8 protein-coding genes are annotated in these 19,306 nt (G+C 68.6%); 7 read left to right on the top strand and 1 reads right to left on the bottom strand.

Annotated features, from left to right (window positions below; genetic code table 11):
• The first annotated feature begins 34 nt into the window (after positions 1-34).
• Complete coding sequence (locus GVY41_RS17435) at positions 35-12,274, top strand: autotransporter outer membrane beta-barrel domain-containing protein (RefSeq protein ID WP_161348292.1); 12,240 nt, start codon at positions 35-37, stop codon at positions 12,272-12,274.
• A 20-nt stretch (positions 12,275-12,294) separates the two neighbouring features.
• Complete coding sequence (locus GVY41_RS17430) at positions 12,295-12,810, top strand: invasion associated locus B family protein (RefSeq protein WP_161348291.1); 516 nt, start codon at positions 12,295-12,297, stop codon at positions 12,808-12,810.
• 363 nt (positions 12,811-13,173) lie between these two features.
• Here the strand turns inward: GVY41_RS17430 and GVY41_RS17425 are convergent, their stop codons facing one another.
• Positions 13,174-13,914: an IclR family transcriptional regulator gene (locus tag GVY41_RS17425; RefSeq protein ID WP_161348290.1), complete on the bottom strand. Its 741-nt coding sequence runs from the start codon at positions 13,912-13,914 to the stop codon at positions 13,174-13,176.
• 153 nt (positions 13,915-14,067) lie between these two features.
• On the opposite strand from GVY41_RS17425, the gene GVY41_RS17420 reads away from it, so the two are divergent.
• The 5 genes from GVY41_RS17420 to GVY41_RS17400 all read left to right on the top strand — a co-directional run.
• The gene (locus GVY41_RS17420; protein ID WP_161348289.1) at positions 14,068-15,291 is read left to right on the top strand and encodes an ABC transporter substrate-binding protein; all 1,224 of its coding nucleotides are present in this window, start codon (positions 14,068-14,070) and stop codon (positions 15,289-15,291) included.
• A gap of 74 nt (positions 15,292-15,365) precedes the next feature.
• Positions 15,366-16,868 carry an aldehyde dehydrogenase gene (locus GVY41_RS17415; RefSeq protein ID WP_161348288.1) on the top strand — a complete coding sequence of 501 codons (1,503 nt, stop codon included), beginning with the start codon at positions 15,366-15,368 and terminating at the stop codon, positions 16,866-16,868.
• A 19-nt stretch (positions 16,869-16,887) separates the two neighbouring features.
• The gene (locus GVY41_RS17410) at positions 16,888-17,658 is read left to right on the top strand and encodes an SDR family NAD(P)-dependent oxidoreductase (protein ID WP_161348287.1); all 771 of its coding nucleotides are present in this window, start codon (positions 16,888-16,890) and stop codon (positions 17,656-17,658) included.
• Positions 17,659-17,669: 11 nt separating this feature from the next.
• Positions 17,670-18,785 carry a CaiB/BaiF CoA transferase family protein gene (locus GVY41_RS17405; RefSeq protein ID WP_161348286.1) on the top strand — a complete coding sequence of 372 codons (1,116 nt, stop codon included), beginning with the start codon at positions 17,670-17,672 and terminating at the stop codon, positions 18,783-18,785.
• Positions 18,782-19,306, top strand: a 525-nt coding sequence (locus GVY41_RS17400) for an ABC transporter ATP-binding protein (protein ID WP_161656923.1), incomplete at its 3' end; no start/stop codon positions are given. The genes GVY41_RS17405 and GVY41_RS17400, both read left to right, overlap by 4 nt.

Below are 19,306 nucleotides of genomic sequence, written 5' to 3'. Positions count from 1 at the left end.
GTCTTGTGAAGCCGGAAGCACGTCGCCCCAGCTCGTGACCACCACGGTCCTGATCCTGTTCCTCGCCTGCATCGCTCCGCATCCCGGGCGCGCGGCTGACGATCCGGCGCCGTCCAGTGCTTCGACCCTCGGGGCGAGCGTCTTCAATCCGCAGACCGGGCAATCGACCACGGTCCAGGCCCTGATCCGCGATCCGGCGTCGACACCGACGCAAGGGAACGTTGCCTTTGTCCAGACGGCGGATGGCTATACATTCCTGGTCAAGACCCCCGGCGAGATCTTCTACAACGCCGATGTCCCGCCTGTCGCCTTCACCGTGGTGTCTGTCGCTGGCGGCGTGGCACGGATCAGTGCCGGCGGGAACGAGGCGGAGGTCGCTTTCGGCATCACCAATGCCGAGTATGCCGAGCAGATCGCCGGCGAAGATACCGACACCCCGGACACGGTGACCCCGGTGATCCAGGGTCCTGACGGTGTCGTGCAGGTAAGCCACGGGGGCAACGGCAGCAACGGCCGCTCGGGCGCGCTGTTCGTGCCGCCGCGGTCGGGCGGCAATGGGGGGGCCGGGCCGACACGGAGCGAGTCGCTCAATTCCGACGTGAATGCAACGTCGCGCAGCGGCTGGGAAATCGGCAGCGTCGGCGGCAACGGCGGCAATGGCGGCAATTCCTATGGCAGCTTCTGGGATGGAGAGAAAGGCGGCAACGGCGCGGTCGGGGGCGCCGTCACGGCGACGCAGGGCGCGGCAAGCACGATCGTGACCCAGGGCAACGCCCACCACGGCATCATCGCCTACAGCCGCAGCGGCAAGGCCGGGAATGGCGGCAGCGGCTACGCGGCGCCCGGCGGCGGCGCCGGTGGTCTGGCGGCGGATGGCGGCAACGTCACCGTCAACCAAAGCGGCAAGATCGAAACCTCGGGCAATGACTCGCACGGCATCTTCGCGCTCAGCGTGGGCAACAACGGCGGCTCGGGCGGCTCGCAATGGGGGCTGGTCGGGGCAGCCGGCGGCGGCGGCATCGGCGGCAGCGGCGCGCGGGTCGAGGTCAAGTCCTTCGCGGGGGCGGAGATCCATACCAGGGGCAACTTCTCCCACGGCATTCTCGCGCAATCCGTGGGTGGGTCGGGCGGCTCGGCCGGGTTCAGCGGCAACCTGCTCGTCTCGCTTGTGGGAAGTGGTGACGGCGGCGGGAATGGCGGCGTGGTCAGCGTTTCCAACGGCGGTGCCATCCAGACAGACGGGACAATGTCGCGCGGGATCATGGCGCAATCGGTGGGCGGCGGTGGCGGTGCCGGGGGCACGGCGGCCGGGGCGGTCTCGCTTGCCCTGGGCGGGGCTGGCAACAACGGGGGATCGGGTTCGAGTGTCACCGTCGTGAACGCGGCGACAGGCACCATCGTGACCAAGGGCGACATGTCGGACGGGATCATGGCCCAGTCCATCGGCGGCTCGGGTGGCCGTGGCGCCAATGCCTATGGCCTTGTGGCCCTCGGCGGCGATGGGGCCAAGGCGGGGTCCGGCGCTGCTGTGTCGGTGTCCAACTTCGGGCGTATCGAAACCGCGGGCGACCGGGCGCGCGGGATCATTGCGCAGTCCATCGGCGGTGGTGGCGGCGACGGCGGCAACAGCGGCGGCATGGTCGCGGTTGGCGGCGATGGCGACGGTGGCGGCGAGGGCGGCGCCGTGACCATCGTCAACGACGGTGTGATCCTGACCGAGGGCGATGAAGCCATGGGCCTTCTTGCCCAGTCGATCGGCGGTGGCGGCGGCAACGGTGGCTCGGCCGGGTCGATTGGCGCCTTTGCCAGCGTGGGCATCGGCGGCGCGGGCGGCACCGGTGGCGCGGGCGGCGCGGTCAACGTGACGCTGTCGGATACCGATGCCGCGAACCCTTCGCTGATCCGCACGCGGGGCGACAGGTCCACTGGCGTCTTCGCGCAATCGGTCGGCGGCGGCGGCGGGAACGGCGGCGGCGCTGTAAGCGTCGGCGTCGGCGCCTTCGGCGCAGCTTCGGTGGCTGTCGGCGGATCGGGCGGCAAAGGCGGGGCGGGCGGCACGGTGACGCTGTCCGGTCAGGGCAATGCCCAGGTCCAGACCGAGGGCACGGACGCCACGGGCGTGATGCTGCAATCCGTGGGCGGAGGCGGCGGCAATGGCGGCTATGCCATCTCCGCCGCTGTTTCGGGCGGGCCGGTCTCGGGCAGCTTTTCTGTCGCGGTCGGAGGCTCGGGCGGATCGGGCGGCGCCGGTGGAACGGTTCTTGCCGGGTCGCTGGATGGATCGGGTGCTCTGGTCTCTCCGGGCTTCTCGGGCAGCGTTCTGACGACCGGTGACCGTTCGTCGGGCATGATCTTCCAGTCGGTCGGCGGCGGCGGCGGCAATGGCGGGCTTGCCGTGGCGGCGGCCGGCGGCGGCTCGCTGGCCTTCTCCGGCTCGGTCTCTGTCGGCGTCGGCGGGTCGGGGGGGCTCGGCGGTGCCGGCGGCACGGTAAGGGTCCGCACGGATGGGGATGTCACCACCATCGGCAACAGCTCGACCGCCTTGCTGGCGCAATCGGTCGGCGGCGGCGGCGGCAATGGCGGCGGCAGCATCGCGGCCGGAGTGAGCGCCAGCGGCGGCGTCGCAGCCACGATCACCGCCGCTGTCGGCGGCAGTGGCGGCGGCGCGGGCGGCGGCGGCCTGGTCGAACTGATCGCCGGCGGCGAGCAGATCAAGACCGAGGGCCAGTTCTCGACCGGGGTGCTGGCGCAGTCGGTTGGCGGTGGCGGCGGCAATGGCGGCTATTCCATCGGTGCGGGCGTCGCCGGGGCCGGCGGCGGGGCGGGTGCGATCAGCGTGGCTGTCGGTGCCTCGGCTGGTGGCGGGGGCGATGGCGGCACCTTGACGGCGGATATCGGTGCCGGTGTCTGGACCAGGGGCGATGATTCAGGCGCTGTCCTGATCCAGTCGGTGGGCGGCGGCGGCGGGAATGGCGGCTTTGCGGTCGCGGCCGGGATCGCCGGGGCCGGGGCCGGCAGCGGCGCCATCACCGTCGGTCTGGGTGGCAGCGGCGGAACGGGCGGCCAAGGCGGCCGCGTCGTCGCGGCACAGGGCGGAGACGTGCTGACCGAGGGTGACCGCGCGGCGGGCGTCGTGGCGCAATCCATCGGCGGTGGCGGCGGCAATGGTGGCTTCGCGGTTTCGGGGGCGCTTGCGGGCTCGGGAACGGGCAGCGGCTCCATTGCGGTCGGCCTTGGCGGGTCGGGCGATGCGGGCGGAAGTGGCGGCGCGGTGACCGCAGCCATCGGTGGCGACGTCACGACCATGGGCACGGATTCGGTTGCCATTCTGGCGCAGTCGGTCGGCGGCGGCGGCGGCAATGGCGGGTTCAGCGTGGCCGGCGCGATGGCAGGCGCAGGCGTTGGTGCCGGCGCGGTCAGCGTCGGACTGGGCGGCAGCGGCGGCACCGGCGCCACGGGGGGCAGCGTATCCCTGGTCAGCAACGGTGACGTCTGGACGCAGGGCGACCGGTCCTCGGGCGTGGTTGCGCAATCGCTGGGCGGCGGCGGCGGCAACGGCGGCTTCTCCGTGGCAGCCGGGGCCGCAGGCGCCGGGACCGGCGCGGGGTCGGTCTCTGTCGGTCTGGGCGGCAGCGGCGCGGGCGGGGGGAATGCGGGCAATGTCACCGCCACCTCCAACGGCCTGATCCTGACGCAGGGCGATGCGTCGGCGGGCTTTGTCGCGCAGTCGATTGGCGGCGGCGGTGGTAACGGCGGCTTCAACGTCTCGGCTGCCGTGGCCGGTGCGGGCACCGGCGCGGGCGCAGTTGCGGTCGGTCTGGGCGGCAGCGGCGCCGGTGGCGGCAATGGCGGCAGCGTGACGGCCATCACGACGGGCAATATCGAGACCCAAGGCACGTCTTCCGTGGGGATACTTGCGCAATCGGTCGGCGGTGGCGGCGGCAATGGCGGCTTTGACGTGGCAACCACCGGCGCGGGTGCGGGCACGGGCGCCGGGGCGGTCTCGGTTGGCCTCGGCGGCGCGGGCGCCGGCGGCGGCAATGGCGGCGCGGTCGATCTGACGGTCAGGAATGACGTGCAGACCGGGGGCGATCATTCCGCCGCTGTGGTTGCGCAATCGGTCGGCGGTGGCGGTGGCAATGGCGGCTTCAACGTCTCTGCCGCTGGCTCGGGCGCGGGAACAGGCTCGGGCGCGGTTGGTGTCGGGATCGGCGGCAGTGCTGGCACGGGCGGCGACGGCGCGCGCGTCGACAGCGATGTCGCGGGCGACATGACCACGTCGGGCGACAGCTCGACCGGCGTGCTGGTGCAGTCGGTCGGCGGCGGTGGTGGCAATGGCGGCATGAACGTCAGCGGCGCGCTGAGCTTTGCCGGAACCGGCTCCGGTGCGGCGGCCATCGGCATCGGCGGCTCTGGCGGCCTCGGCGGCAGCGGCGGCAATGTCGCGTCGATCTATTCCGGGACAGCCTTGACCTTTGGCGACAGTTCCGGCGGCGTGGTGGCGCAAAGCCTTGGCGGCGGCGGCGGCAATGGCGGGATCAACATCTCGGGTGCAATCTCGGTCGGCTCCGACTTTTCGGGCGCGGTCGGCTTCGGTATCGGCGGGTTCGGCGGCGGTGGCGGCGGCGCGGGGTCCGCGGACCTTGTCATGTCGGGCGTGGTGCAGACGAGCGGCAACGATTCCATCGGCGTCCTGACGCAAAGCCTTGGCGGCGGCGGCGGGAACGGCGCCCTCAACGTCAGCGGCGCGGTGTCCATCTCCAAGGGCGCAAGCGGCGCGGTCGGCCTTGGCGTCGGGGGCTTTGGTGGCAGCGGCGCGGATGCAGGCGCGCTTGCCTCGTCGTCCATCAGCGGCAAGGTCCTGACGCTTGGCGACAGGAGCGCCGGTGTCGTGACCCAGTCCATCGGCGGCGGCGGCGGCAACGGCGGGGCGAACCTCACGGGCGCGCTGAACCTGACCAGAACGTCAGGCGGCGCCGCGGCGCTTGGTCTTGGCGGCTTTGGCGGAGACGGCGGGAACGGCGGCAGGGTGATCAGCACCGTCACCGCCACCGGCGCGGGCGAGAGCATCACGACTGTCGGGGCCGACAGCATCGGGGTCTTGGCGCAATCCGTTGGCGGCGGCGGCGGTTCGGGCGGGCTCAACGTCTCTGGCGCCGTCAGCCTCAGCGGCCAGTCGGGCGCGGCGGTGGCCCTTGGCCTTGGCGGATTTGGCGGCGCGGGCGGCGATGCCGGCGCGACCAGCCTCAGCGTGACGGGCGACGTGAATACCTATGGCAACGGGTCCGACGGCGTCGTGGCGCAAAGCGTCGGCGGCGGCGGCGGTAGCGGCGGCGTCAATGTGTCGGGGTCGCTTGCGCTGACCAAACCGCAAACCTCCTCCACCATCTTCTCGGTCTCGGCGGGTGTGGGCGGCTTCGGCGGCGGCGGCGGCACGGCAGGCGCGGTCGACCTGAGCTATGGCGGGACGGTGAGGGCGGTTCCGGGCACGATTTCCGGCAATGACTTCACCCCCAATGCCAGCGGCAGCGCCAGTGGCCTTGTCGCGCAATCCATCGGCGGCGGCGGCGGTCGCGGCGGCGTCAATGTCAGTGCCGGCGTGGCGATCAGCTCCAAGCCCGGGCCGACGCAGGGCAACAGCAACTCCTCCTCCTATGCGGTCCTCGTGGGCGTCGGCGGGTTCGGCGGAACCGGCGGCGACGCCGGCAACGTCTCGGTGGACGTGGCAGCCGGCAGCAAGATCTACGCCCATGGCGTGAGCAGTTCCGGCATTCTGGCGCAGTCTGTCGGCGGCGGCGGCGGGACGGGCGGGCTGAATGTCAGCGGCGGCATCGTATCCGACACATCGCTGATCGTCGGCGTCGGCGGCATGGGCGGCAACGCCGGCCAGGCTGCAGATGTCTCGGTCGCGGCAGTTGCCGATATCTACGTGTCCACGAATCCGGCAAGCGTGGTCGACCCCACTGACGCCAGCTTCGAGGCAAAGCTGCGCTCGGTTTTCGGCGACAGCGTCTTCAACGACATGGCGAACAGCGCCGTCGACGGTGTCGAAGGCCTGATCCAGGACAAGGGACTGAAGAACCTCTTTGTCGACCTCGGGCTGTTCAAGGGCGAGGAGGGGCCGGAGACAGAAGGCTCTGCCGGGATCCTCGCGCAATCCATTGGCGGGGGCGGCGGCAATGGCGGGCTGAATGTCAGCGGCGGCCTCGCGCTTAGCAAGGACGGGAAAATTCCGTCGGTAACCTTCGGCATCGGCGGGTTTGGCGGCGACGCCAACACGTCGGGCAATGTCAGCGTCGATCACACCGGGACCATCGAGGTCGCGGGCAACTGGAAGCACGGGATCTTTGCGCAATCGGTGGCCGGCGGCGGCGGCAATGGCGGGTTGAACATCTCGGGCCAGCTGAACTGGGGCAGCTCCGATGGGTCGGGGGGCGCGACCGACCTGAGCATCGTCGCGGGTCTTGGCGGTCATGGCGGCACCGGCGCGAATGCGGGCGATGTCGAAGTGATCTCCAGCGGCAACATCTCCACCAGCGGCTACCACGCCCGCGGTGTCTTTGCGCAGTCCATCGGCGGCGGCGGCGGCACGGGCGGGATCAACGTCACGGCGGTGGGTACGAAGGACAGCTCGCCCATCGCGATCGGGATCGGCGGCTTTGGCGCAAGCGGCGGTGACGCGGGCGACGTGCGCGTCATTCGCGGCACCACCGATCTGGCCGCGGGCCAGATCGTCACCAACGGCAGCGGCAGCCACGGCATCGAGGCCAGCAGCATCGGCGGCGGCGGTGGCGATGCCGGCATCAACGCGGTGCTCGGCTTCAGCAAGACCACCGGAGCGGGTGAACCCGGCGGGGCTACGCCGGACCGCAAGGTGCCCGCGAATACCGGGGTCGACGCATCGGTCATCCCCAACTTCAACGCCGTTCTCGATCAGCTTGAAGGCAAGACGCAGACGGGATCCGCCTCTGGCGAGAAGAAGTCGGTCAACTCCGCGGTCATCGCCGTTGGCGGTTCGGCGGGGAACGCCGGTCAGGGTGGCCAGGTCGAGGTGGTGCATTTCGGCGATGTCGCCACACTCGGTGAGGCAAGCTACGGTGTCTTTGCCCAGTCCATCGGCGGTGGCGGCGGCAATGCTGCCTTCAACATGGGCAAGATCTTCGAGACCGGCGATGCCAAGAACAACAAGGGCTTTGGCCTTGCCATCGGCGGCGGCACCGGCACTGGCGGAACCGGCGGTGACGTGAGCGTGCGCAACACCGGCGACATCGATACGGTCGGCGCAGGCTCGCATGGGATCTTCGCGCAATCCGTTGGCGGCGGCGGCGGCAACACCAGCTTCAACTCCATCGGTCAGGGCGGTGAAGGCGGCAATATCGGCATCGTCATCGGGCGCACCGGGGGCACGGGCGGCTCGGCGGGAGATATCTATGCCTCCAGCGACGGGAATGTCATCACGCGCGGCGACGGGGCACATGCGCTGTTTGCGCAATCCATCGGCAATGGCGGCGGCAACTCCGGCACCAACTCCGTCTCCCTGTCCACCCCGGGCGAGGGTGACAAGGCCGGGCAGGACTTCAAGCTCAGCGTCGGGCTGGAAGGGGGCGAAGGCGGCACCGCAGGCGATGTGGTTGCGGTGGCAGACGGCCTTCTTGCAACGGGCGGCGATGACGCGCATGGCATCTTCGCGCAATCCGTCGGCGGCGGCGGCGGCACTGCCGGCAGCGCCGGCGGCTCTGCCGGCACGGCCACGTCCTATTCGCTGAACATCGGCGGCACCGGCGGCACCGGGGGCACGTCGGGGACGGTCAACGTCGACAGCACGGCCGAGATCGCCACGCAAGGCGACCGGTCCGTCGGCATTCTTGCGCAGTCGGTCGGCGGTGCGGGCGGGACCGGCGGCGCCGTCAACAGCGGCCCGGGCGCACTGGCCATCGCCAAGGCGACGGTCAAGGGCTCTGAAACCGGAACCACCGTTTCCGTCAATATCGGCGGTTCGGGCGGCGAGGGCATGACCTCGGGCGACGTGACTGTCATCAGCGAGAACATCATCACCACCCTCGGCTCCAGCTCCCACGGGATCCAGGCGCAATCCATCGGCGGCGGTGGCGGCAAGGGCGGGCTGGTCGAGAACAAGATCGTCAACCTGAAGTCCAACATTGCAACCACGGCGACATTCTCGCTGGGCGGATCGGGGGGAAGCGGCGCGGTTTCGGGCGCGGTCTCGGTCACGAACCTCAGCGACATCGGCACGCAGGGGGACCGTTCGGCAGGCATCTTCGCCCAGGCCATCGGGGGTGGCGGCGGCGACGCGCAGCATGTGCGCAACATCATCGCGGGTGCGGCGGCGGATAACAGTTCCCGAAGCGCGCTGCTGATCGGCGGAACCGGCGGGACGGGCGCACAGGGCGGGTCCGTCACGGTGGCGAATGGCGCGTCGGCGCGGATCGTGACCGACGGGACCGAGAGCCACGGCATCTTCGCCCAGTCCATCGGCGGCGGCGGCGGCAACGGATCGGACGTTCTGTCGATCTCCAAGGGGGACGCGGCCAGCGGCGCCAAGATGAGCCAGTCGATCCAGCTTGGCCTTGGCGGCTCTGGGGGAACGGGCGGCGCCGGCGGCGCGGTGGACGTGGTCAACGAAGGCCTGATCGTGACCCGGGGCGACCGGGCGCACGGCATCCTGGCGCAGTCCATCGGCGGCGGCGGCGGCAATGGCGGCTACTCGATCACCGGAAACGCAAGCCTTTCACCCGGCAGCGAGTCGGACCCGACCCTCGCCCTCAACATGGGCGGGGCAGGTGGCAGCGGCAACGCAGGCGGAAACGTGACAGTCTCCAATTCCGGCGAAATCCACGTTTCGGGGGCGGACTCCTATGGCGTGCTTGCGCAATCAGTGGGCGGCGGCGGCGGCAATGGCGGGGTCGCCATCGCCCTGTCGCTTCAGGACATCGGGGGACAAGCCAGCGGCAAGTCCTATACCAAGCTCGCCCTCGGCGGGGCCGGTGGGGCCGGTGCGGATGGCGGCGATGTGTCCGTCACCCATGAGGGAACGATCGTCGTGTCCGGCGATCGCGCCTACGGCATCTTTGCGCAATCGGTAGGCGGTGGCGGCGGCAACGCGGGCTTCTCGATCTCTGCGCCCGCGGTGATGGTGGCCGATTACGTGACCTCCACCCTGCTTGGCGCCCGCAGCGGTTCCGAGGGCAAGGCCGGCACCGTCACCGTTACCAGCAAGGGCGACATCCTCGTCACCGGAACCGGCAGCAAGGCGATCTTTGCGCAGTCGGTGAACGGTGGCGGTGGCAATGTCGACACGTTCCTCGATTTTGCCAGCGCAGAGGGCGAGCAAGACGCCCGGGCAAACATGGTCGCGCGGGCGGCGCTTCCGGGTGACCCCGGGACCGGCATGATCTATGCAGCCACCCTTGGCGGAGCGGATCTGCAGGGCTCTGCGGGCGAAGCGGTCGAGCAGTCGCACGAAGGCGACATCACGGTGACGGCCGACCGTTCCGTCGGGCTCATCGTGCAAAGCATCGGCGGCGGCGGCGGCACTCAGGCCATCGCGCTGAACAGCACCGGGTCGCCGAGCGATCTGACCGTCGCCGGCCATCTGGGCGCAACGAACACCGGCGAGTCCTCCGGCGGCACCGTGATCGCCAACCGGACCGGGCAGCTGGTCAGTGGGGGCGATTTCTCCCCGGGAGGCATTGTGCAGTCCATCGGCGGCGGCGGCGGTCGTTTCGCGGTCGCGGCAAGCGGAAACGCCGGGGCGCGGAGCGCGAGCTTCTCGCTCGGCGCGGTGGGCACGTCGCTGGGCAATCACGGCAATACCGTCACACTGGCCCTGAATGGCGATATCCTGACCTTCGGGGACAATTCCAGCGGCCAGATCATCCAGTCCATCGGCGGCGGCGGCGGCGAGGTGCAGGTGACAGGGCTCGATGCGGCACGGGTCGCCCTCGGCGCCAGCGATGGCTCGAGCGGCAACGGCGGCGCGATCTCTGTCGTGAACGCGGGCTACACCGAGACGCAGGGCGCGCGCTCGCACGGGTTCCTTCTGCAGTCCATCGGCGGGGGTGGCGGGCTTGTCACCACCGATCTGGCAAGCGCTGCACTGACGGTGGACCTGTCCAGTGGCAACTCCGGCAGCGGCGGCGACGTCACCTTCACGAACTCCGGCCACATCCTTGCCATTGGCACCGAGTCGGTGGGGGTTCTGGCGCAATCCATCGGCGGCGGTGGCGGCATGGTCGATGGCGTCTTCCGCGGCAGCGCGGGCGGGACCGGGCAGGGCGGCCGCATCAATCTGGACCTGACCGGCAACATCATGGCGCTGGGGCGGAACGGCATCGCCGTCTTTGCGCAATCCGCCGGATCGCAGGGTGGTGACGACATCACGCTGAACCTTGACGGCGTGATCATCGGTGGCGGCAACGCCGATGAGGAGGACGCGCCTGCGGCCGGAACAGGGCCCGAGACCGCGGCAATCGTTCTGGACGGAGGGGCCTCGAACACCGTGACTCTTTCGGCCGACACTTTCCTGATGGGGTTGAACAACCGCGTTCTTGCCGGCGGCGACGGCAATGACCAGGTGCTGTCCTTCGGCGCGGTCGTGGGGAATATCGACCTTGGGACCGGCCTCAACGGCTTCACCCTTGCGCAGGGCGGCGAGCTTTATGCGCAGGACGAAATCGCCCTGGGTGAAGCGGGCCTTCTGATGATCGAGGGCGATCTCTTCCTCGGCGGACAGGCCTATCTGCACGACGGAACGTTCGGCATCGGGCGTGCGGCGGCAGACTTCCGCGTCACAAACCTCGTCAGCCAGACCACGGTGGTAACGGGCTCCGCGGTCTTCGCAAGCACGGCAACCTACACGCCCGACGTCTTCTTCCGGCAAGACCTGGCCTATGGCGGCGAAAGTGACCTGATCGTTGTCTCTGCCGACGCGACCATGGGTGGCACGATCTTCCCGGTGCTGCGGATCCTGGAGCGGGCGGGGCCCCTCGTCATCGTCAATGCGGGCGGTGCCACTTTCGACTCCGGGACGACCGTCATCGGTACGCCGGTGCTGACCTACAGCATCGGGCTCAACGGGCCGACGGGCGACGGCAGCACGATCGACCTGCTGGTAGAGGCCGACTACAGGATGTCGGGGATGAACGGAAATCAGCGCCGCACCGCGGGGCATTTCAACCGGATCCTTGCCGGCGAGGGATCTGCCGCGATGGGCCCGATGTTCACCCTGCTTGCCACCACCGCAGACGAGGCGGCCATCATCGATGCCATCGACCGGCTTGGCTCGGAGGATTATGCGGCGACGCAGGTCGATGCACTTCACTCGGCGCTGACCTTCGCGGACTCTGTCATGAATTGCGACCATCCTCTGGGTTCTGGCGCGGGGATCCTCGAGAATGGCTGCTACTGGATGCGCGGAACCGGGCGCTGGATGGAGCGGGACCAAAGCTTCGAGTCCCGTCGCTTCGAAACCGAGTCCAACGGGTTTGGCGGCGGCGTCCGCGTGCCCCTCGGTGCCGACCTGCAACTGGGCATCGCGGTGGAGCAGGAGAGCTTCCGGATGACCAACGGCGACCGCTTCGCCGCCAGCGGCGACCGCCTGGCCATCGGGGCGGCCCTGATGCGCGAAGTTGGCGCCTGGGATATGTATGGCGTCCTGAGCACGAGCAACGCGCGCTATGACTCGACCCGCGGCATCGGTGTGTCGGGTGAATTGGTGGACGGCACCCCCGTGGTTGCAGGAGTGGCGTTCGCGCGTCAGCGCGTCGGCACGGCGAACCTTCGCCTTGGGGGCAGCTATCGGCATGACTTCGAGGACAGCGATATCTACCTCAGCCCGGGTCTCGATTTCGATGCGACCTACCTGCGCGCCCAAGGGACGTCCGAGACCGGGAGCGACTACGCTCTTGTGCTGCGGGACACGAACCAGTGGGTGCTGTCGCTGACGCCGTCGCTGGAGCTGGGGATTGATCGCAAGACCGCATCGGGATCACAGATCCGCGCCTTTGCCCGGGGCGAGGTCAGTGTTTCCAATACCGACGCGCTCTACGTCAACGCGACCTTCCCGGGCGCCAGCGACCTGGACGGCACGTTCCGGAACTACAGCGAGATCAGCAACCTTAGGGGGCGGTTGAAGCTGGGGGTCTCGGTCCACAATGCCGAGGGGACGGGGTTCTTCAACCTCGGCTATCAGGCCGAAGTGGGCGAAGGCATCGAGGGCCGTGCCGCGAGCTTGGGCTTCGGCATGAAATTCTGACCTGAATGGAAGACAATAGAATGCCAGTGATACCGACCACCCTTCGCGCAGCGATCCTGATTCTCGCCTGCAGCACGGCTGCCCCTGCGCAGGAGGCGGCCGACCCGCCGCAGCCTCAGCCGCCACTCTGGATCATCGCCTGCTCTAACGAGACCGACCCCGACGAGCTTTTGTGCGAGGTCTCGCAGAGCATTGTCATGACGGCGCAGAACGGCCAGAGCCAGCGCGTTGCCACCCTGTCCTTCGCGCGCGCGGCGGGTCAGGCGGACACCCAGGCCTTCCTCGCACTGCCGCTGGAGGTCAGCCTGACGGAACAGGCACAGATCGCGGTGGATGGGACCGAACGCGCCACCTTTGCCTGGCAGAGCTGCGACAGCTCCAGCTGCTATGCCACGGCTGATGTGGACGAGGCGTGGATGGCCGCGATGCGGGCGGGAACCGAGATGACGGCGCAGTTCAAGGCGCGCGACCAGCGCGACGTAAGCTTCGCCTTTCAGCTTCGTGATTTTCTCCGGACGGAGCAGATGCTGCCCTGACGGCGGGGACGGCGCGGGCACATGGCGGGCTGTGGTCGCGATTGCTTCGGCGCGGGGTGAGCAATCGCCCGGCGCGCGGAGCTCTCATCGCGGCAGCGCCCGCCGTGAATCGCGAGGCCGTCGCGCAGATGAAGGCCCATCTCGGGTTGTCGGAACGGCGGGCGTGCCGTCGCGCCGGCACACTTCGCGCCCGGCCTCATTCACTGCAAGATGCCGATGATCTGCTCTTCGGTCGGTATCGTCCGCTTCATCAAGCTGGTAATCTGACCAGCCATCCCGAAGGCGGTCATATCCGGGCCTTCGTGTGCGGCGGTCGCCCGCTGGCCCAGGCGAAGTCCTGAGGTCAGATCCCAACGACCGGGCTCACGGCTCGTGAAGGAGCCCTTGGGCACCTGAAAGGTCGCGGATGATCGCGGCTGTGTCAGCCCGTCGCTCCAGGCACCGCGACCTCGGCCCCGCCACGACGAGGGCCAGTCTTCGGTGAGGGCACAGAAGGGTCACGCTGACGCCCGCGAGATCCGGAACATATTCGGAATCGCTTTGATGATAGCCGCGGGTTTCCGCGTCAAAGAGCGCGGCCTCCAGCTCGTCAGGGGACCGTGGCGCAGTCGGCGGCAGGCCCGTGAAATCGATCTTGCGGTAGAGGGCCTCGCGCTCCGGTTTCGGATATTGGGCGAGGAGGGCGCGGCCGACAGAGCTTGCGTGGATCGGCACCCGGCTCCCGGCCTTGGCAAAGTAACGCACGGCCTGGCTCGATTCCGCCACAAACAGCATGACCGCGTTCATCCCCGACGGCGACGCGATGCCAGTTGTCTCGCCGGTGGCGTCGCGTATCTCTCGCGCAAGGGCCAGCAGCGGTTCGGGCAGCGGATCCGCTTCGGCGATCGCCTGGGTGGCGACAAACCAACGCGGCGTCGGGTAATAGCCGCCGCGCGTCACCGGCTCATAGAGGTAACCCTTGTCCGCCAGCGTTCCGACGATGTTGAACGTGCTGGACCTCGGCCAGTCAAGCTCGACGGCGATCTCTGTCAAGGTCGCCGGCTTGCGCCTTTCCGCAAAGAATTCAAGTAGTTCCAGAACGTTGGCGGCCTGCCGCACCTGCATGGAGGGTCTCCCTGTCGGCCTGTGTTGGCCGTTTGAGCACTATAGAGCAGCAAGGGCAGAATTCACCCACCCAGAATTCTTGTCGCAGAAATTCATGTACAGGAATAAAGAATCCCTGTACATGAATTGTATGAACAGCTTTGGGAGGAGCAGATGAAGGCATTGAGGAGAATGGGGCTGCTGGCGTCGATCTTGACTGCCGGCGTGCCGGGGATCGCAGCGGCTCAGGATCAGATCGAGGTGACCCTCGGGGTGCTCGCCGACATGAGCGGCATCTTCTCGGACATTGGCGGCGAGGGATCGGTGGTCGCCACGCGGATGGCCGTCGAGGATTTCATGAAGCGGCCCGAGGCTGCCAACTTCAAGATCGAGATCGTCTCTGCCGATGCACAGAACAAGCCCGACATCTCGTCGGCCATTGCGCGGGAATGGCTGGAGAGCGACGGGGTCGACGCCTTGCTTGACATGCCGACGAGCGCGATCTCTCTGGCGCTCGCGCCGATCGTGCAGCAAGCGAACAAGGTTGCCCTGCTGACGGCATCGGGCACCTCCGATCTTACCGGACCCGTATGCACGCCCAATTCCGTGCATTGGACCTATGACACCTGGGCACTGGCGCATGGCACGGCCGAGGCGTTGACGAGGCAGGGCAAGACGAGCTGGTATTTCCTGACCGTCGACTTTGCCTTGGGGCATTCGCTGGAGCGTGACGCCTCTGCTGTTGTCGTCGAACACGGCGGCAGCGTCCTGGGCTCGGTGCGCCACCCGACAGCGACCCCTGATTTCTCGTCCTACCTGCTGCAGGCGCAGGGCAGCGGCGCGGATGTCATCGCGCTGGCCAACACCGGCGGCGACGCGATCAACACGTTGAAGCAGGCACGCGAGTTCGGGTTGATCGACGGGGGACAGAGCTTCGCCGGGATGCTGATGTTCCTCTCGGACATTCATTCCACCGGCCTCGACACGGCGCAGGGCCTGCTTCTGACCACAGGCTTCTACTGGGACCGCAATGACGCCACCCGCACCTTCGCGGAACGCTTCGCCGCCGAAAACGGCGACCGGATGCCGACCATGAACCAGGCGGGCGCCTATTCCGCCACTCTGGCCTATCTCGAGGCGGTGGCCGAGGTCGGATCGCCCGAGGATGGGGCGGCGGTGGTGAAGGCGATGCACGATCGCGGCACCTTTGAAGACCCACTCTTCGGCCCCACCTCGCTGCGTGAAGACGGACGTGTGCTGCATGACATGCTGCTGGTGCAGGTAAAGACGCCAGAGGAATCCACCCAGCCCTACGACTATTACAAGATCGTCGAGGTTCTTCCGGGCGAGAGCGCGTTCCGCCCGCTCGCCGATGGCGGCTGCCCTCTGGTGCAGTAGCCGCACACCCGCGCGGCGCATCCGCCGCGCGGGCCCCACCAGGTTACCCAACATCCATCTGAACGAGGTAAGCGATGTCACTCGATCTGGCAAACGATGGGATATTGCGTCTCGACCGGCTGTTCATCGGCGGCGAGTGGCAGGTTCCCGATGACGGCGACGAAATCGAGAGCATCGACCCGTCCACGGCTCGCCCCTGGGCGGTGGTCGCCTCTGCCGGCCGCCGTGACGTGGACCGGGCTGTTGCCGCGGCACGCGCGGCGCTGGAAGGCCCCTGGGGCCGGATGCCGGGCCACGAGCGTGCGGCCCTTCTGCGCCGTTTCGCGGATCTCTATCAGGCGCGGGCCCTGGACCTTGCCGAGTTGGAGGCCCGCGATTCCGGCCGCGCGATCCGCGAGGCCCGCGCCGATATCGGCAGCCATCACTTCGGCTATCACTGGTGGGCTTCGCTCGCTGACAAGGCGGCAGGCCGGACCATTCCCTTCGACAGCTCTGTCCATGCCTTCACCAGCCGCGTTCCCGTCGGCGTCGTCGCCGCCATCACGCCCTGGAACGTGCCGCTGATGGCCGCTGCGTGGAAGCTTGGCCCCGCACTCGCCGCCGGCTGCACCGTTGTCATCAAGCCGGCAGAGCAGACGCCGGTGGCCACGGTTGAGCTTGGCCGGCTGTTCGAGGCGGTGGGCTTCCCGCCCGGTGTGGTGAACATCGTCCCCGGCTACGGGGCGGACGGCGTGGGCGAATGGCTCGTCGCGCATCCGGGCGTCGACAAGATCGCCTTCACGGGCGAAGGCGCGACCGCCAAGGCGATCTTGCGGACCGGCGCCGAGACAATGAAGCGCTTTACCTTCGAGCTTGGCGGCAAATCCCCCCATATCATCTTCGATGATGCCGATCTGGAACAGGCGCTGAATGCCGCGACCAACTCGGCCTGGACGCTTTGCGGCCAAAGCTGCGCGCTTGGCTCGCGCGTGCTGGTGCAACGCTCGGTCTACGACAGGGTGGCCGAGGCATTCCGGGCGCGCGCGGCAAAGGTCCGTGTCGGACCGGCGCTTGACGCCGCGACGCATATGGGGCCGCAGGCGCATCTGGCGCAGCTGGAAAAGACCCTGTCCTATATCGACATCGGCCAGGCCGAGGGCGCGGAACTGCTGACCGGCGGACAGCGCCTTTCGGGCGGGATCCACGGCGAGGGCTATTTCGTCGAGCCCACGGTCTTTGCGAACGTCTTCAACAAGATGCGGATCGCGCAGGAGGAAATCTTTGGCCCGGTGGCAGCCCTGATCCCCTTCGAGGACGAGGACGAGGCGGTCGAGATCGCCAATGACAGCCGCTACGGGCTGACCGCCGGGCTCTGGACCGGCGATACCGGGCGGGCGCACCGCGTCGCCGCGCGCATCCGCGCCGGCATGGTCTGGGTCAACACCTACCGCTTCATCCGCTGGTCGACGCCCTATGGCGGGTTCGGTGCAAGCGGCTGGGGCCGTGAGAACGGGGTCGAGGCGCTCGACAGCTATCTCGAGACCCGCACGACCATCGTCAGCACGCATGGTCGCTTCCCCGATGCCTATGCGGACTGAAACACCTGAGGAGATATCCATGAGACTTCAGAACAAACGCGTCATCGTGACCGCCGCTGCCTCGGGGATGGGCCGGGCCGGGGTCGAACTCTTCCTCCGCGAGGGCGCGTCCGTCGCAGCCGTGGACGTGAACAGCGCAGGGCTGGACGCACTCGCCGCCGACATGAAGAGCGCGGGCCACCACGTCCACACCGTCCTCGCCGACCTGTCGCGCCCCGAGGAGATGCGCAGCTCGATCCACGACGCGGCCGCCGCGCTTGGCGGGGTCGATGTTCTTTGGGCCCATGCGGGCATCCCCGGGCCTGGCGGCATCGAGAACCTCGACGTCGCGGCCTTCGATCTGGCGATGGCGCTCAACGTGACCTCGGCCGCGCTCGCGGCGGGCGAGGTGGTGGGCCATATGCGCAAGTCGGGTGGCGGATCGATCATTTTCACCTCGTCCATCTCTGGCCTGATGGGCTCGATGATGAGCCCGGTCTACTCGGCGGCGAAGTTCGCGGTCGTGGGTCTGACAAAGTCGCTTTGCCAGACCTTCGCGCCTGACAATGTGCGGGTCAACGTCGTCTGCCCGGGCCTTGCCGACACGCCGATGAAGCTGGGCTTTACCGGAAGATCCGGCGATCCGAAGGAAGCCGAGGCCAATCAGGCCAAGCTGCTCGCCGCGGTCCCGATGGGGCGGCTCTGCAAGGCCGAGGAGGTGGCACATGCGGTGCTCTGGCTCGCGTCCGATGATGCCTCCTTCGTGACCGGCGTCGCCCTGCCGGTCGATGGCGGGTTCACAGCGCGGTGACGGAGAGGTTCATGTCGGGTCCCCTTTCAGGCCTTCGCGTCATCGACCTCACAACGGTCATCGCCGGTCCCTTCGCCACGCAGATCCTTGGCGACATGGGCGCCGAGATCGTGAAGGTGGAGCCGCCGCAAGGCGACATCATGCGCGCCCCCGGCCCGGGCCGCTCGCCGGGGATGGGCGCGGCCTTCCTGAATTGCAACCGCAACAAGACAAGCCTTTGCCTCGACCTCAAGGACCCGGCCGACCTGGCGCGGCTGGTGGAGCTGATCGGCGGGGCGGATGTCTTCGTGCACAACATGCGGATGAATGCCGCACGGCGGTCGGGGCTCGACCCGGAAACGCTGGGGGCGCGGTTCCCGCGGCTTATCCATTGCGCCATTGTCGGCTATGGGCAGGACGGGCCCTATCGCGACCGCCCGGCCTATGATGACATCATCCAGGCGGCCTCCGGGTGGGCAGCCCTGACGGCAGATGCAGACACGCCCCCGCGCTACGCCCCCACCATCGTGGCCGACAAGACGGCAGGGCTGTTCGCTGTCTCCGCCATCACGGCGGCGCTCCTTCACCGCGAGCGCAGCGGCGAGGGTCAGGCGATCGAGGTGCCGATGTTCGAGGTCATGGTCTCTTTCCTCGCGGTCGAGCACCTGGCGGGCATGAGCTTCGTTCCGGCCGAGGGGCCTTGCGGCTATGACCGATTGCTCTCGCCAGGGCGCAGGCCCTACCGCGCGGCGGACGGGCATGTGGCGGTGATGCCCTATACTGGCGCACATTGGCGCGCCTTCTTCATGGCGGCGGGACGACCGGACTGGGCGGCGGACCCGGTGCTGGCCGACGACCGGCAGCGCGCGGCGGCGATTGGCATCCTCTATGAACGTCTGGCGGACTGCCTCTCAGGGCGCAGCGTCTCTGACTGGCTCGCGACGCTGGAGGCGCTGGAGATCCCCTGCAGCCCCGTGAACCGGCTCGACGACCTTGCGGACGACCCACATGTGCGTGCGACGGGCCTTTTCGTCGAGACGGAGCACCCGACAGAGGGTCGCCTCCGTTCCGTGCGCCCGCCGATCCGGTTTTCGCGCACGCCCTGCGCGATCCGCAGTCTCGCGCCGCCGCGGGAGGCTTCCCGATGACGCAAACCCCTGTGCAGACGCAGGACCAGCCGCGGGTGGTTTTATCCGCCCGCGGCCTGGGCAAGGATTTTGCCGGGTTCACCGCGGTGAACAATGTCGATCTGGATGTGCATCACGCGCGGATCCATGCGCTGATCGGGCCCAATGGCGCCGGCAAGACCACGGTGTTCAACCTGCTGACCAAGTTCCTGCAACCGACCCGGGGCAGCATCACGCTGCTGGGGACCGACATCACCCGCATGAACCCTGACAAGGTGGCGCGGATGGGGCTGGTGCGGTCGTTCCAGATCTCGGCGGTGTTTCCGCATCTGACGGTGCTGGAGAATGTGCGCGTCGCGCTGCAGCGGCCCAATGATCTGGCGGTGCAGTTCTGGCTGCCGATGTCGGCGCTGGACCGGCTGAATGGACGGGCCGAGGTGCTGCTCGGTGATCTGGGCCTGAGCGAATACCGCGATGCGCGCGCCGGGGACCTGTCCTATGGCCGCAAGCGGGTGCTGGAGATTGCGACGACGCTGGCGCTC

It is taken from the genome of Frigidibacter albus (genome assembly GCF_009908165.1).
Taxonomy (GTDB): Bacteria; Pseudomonadota; Alphaproteobacteria; order Rhodobacterales; family Rhodobacteraceae; genus Frigidibacter; species Frigidibacter albus.
The sequence above is the reverse complement of the archived record's forward strand: the minus strand, read 5'-3'. Positions and strand labels throughout refer to the sequence as shown.

Excerpts from the sequence above, each read along its gene's own strand:
- GVY41_RS17405 (WP_161348286.1), top strand. The coding sequence starts at position 17,670 with ATGTCGGGTCCCCTTTCAGGCCTTCGCGTCATCGACCTCACAACGGTC.
- GVY41_RS17415 (WP_161348288.1), top strand. The coding sequence starts at position 15,366 with ATGTCACTCGATCTGGCAAACGATGGGATATTGCGTCTCGACCGGCTG.
- GVY41_RS17410 (WP_161348287.1), top strand. The coding sequence starts at position 16,888 with ATGAGACTTCAGAACAAACGCGTCATCGTGACCGCCGCTGCCTCGGGG.
- GVY41_RS17425 (WP_161348290.1), bottom strand. The coding sequence starts at position 13,914 with ATGCAGGTGCGGCAGGCCGCCAACGTTCTGGAACTACTTGAATTCTTT.
- GVY41_RS17430 (WP_161348291.1), top strand. The coding sequence starts at position 12,295 with ATGCCAGTGATACCGACCACCCTTCGCGCAGCGATCCTGATTCTCGCC.
- GVY41_RS17420 (WP_161348289.1), top strand. The coding sequence starts at position 14,068 with ATGAAGGCATTGAGGAGAATGGGGCTGCTGGCGTCGATCTTGACTGCC.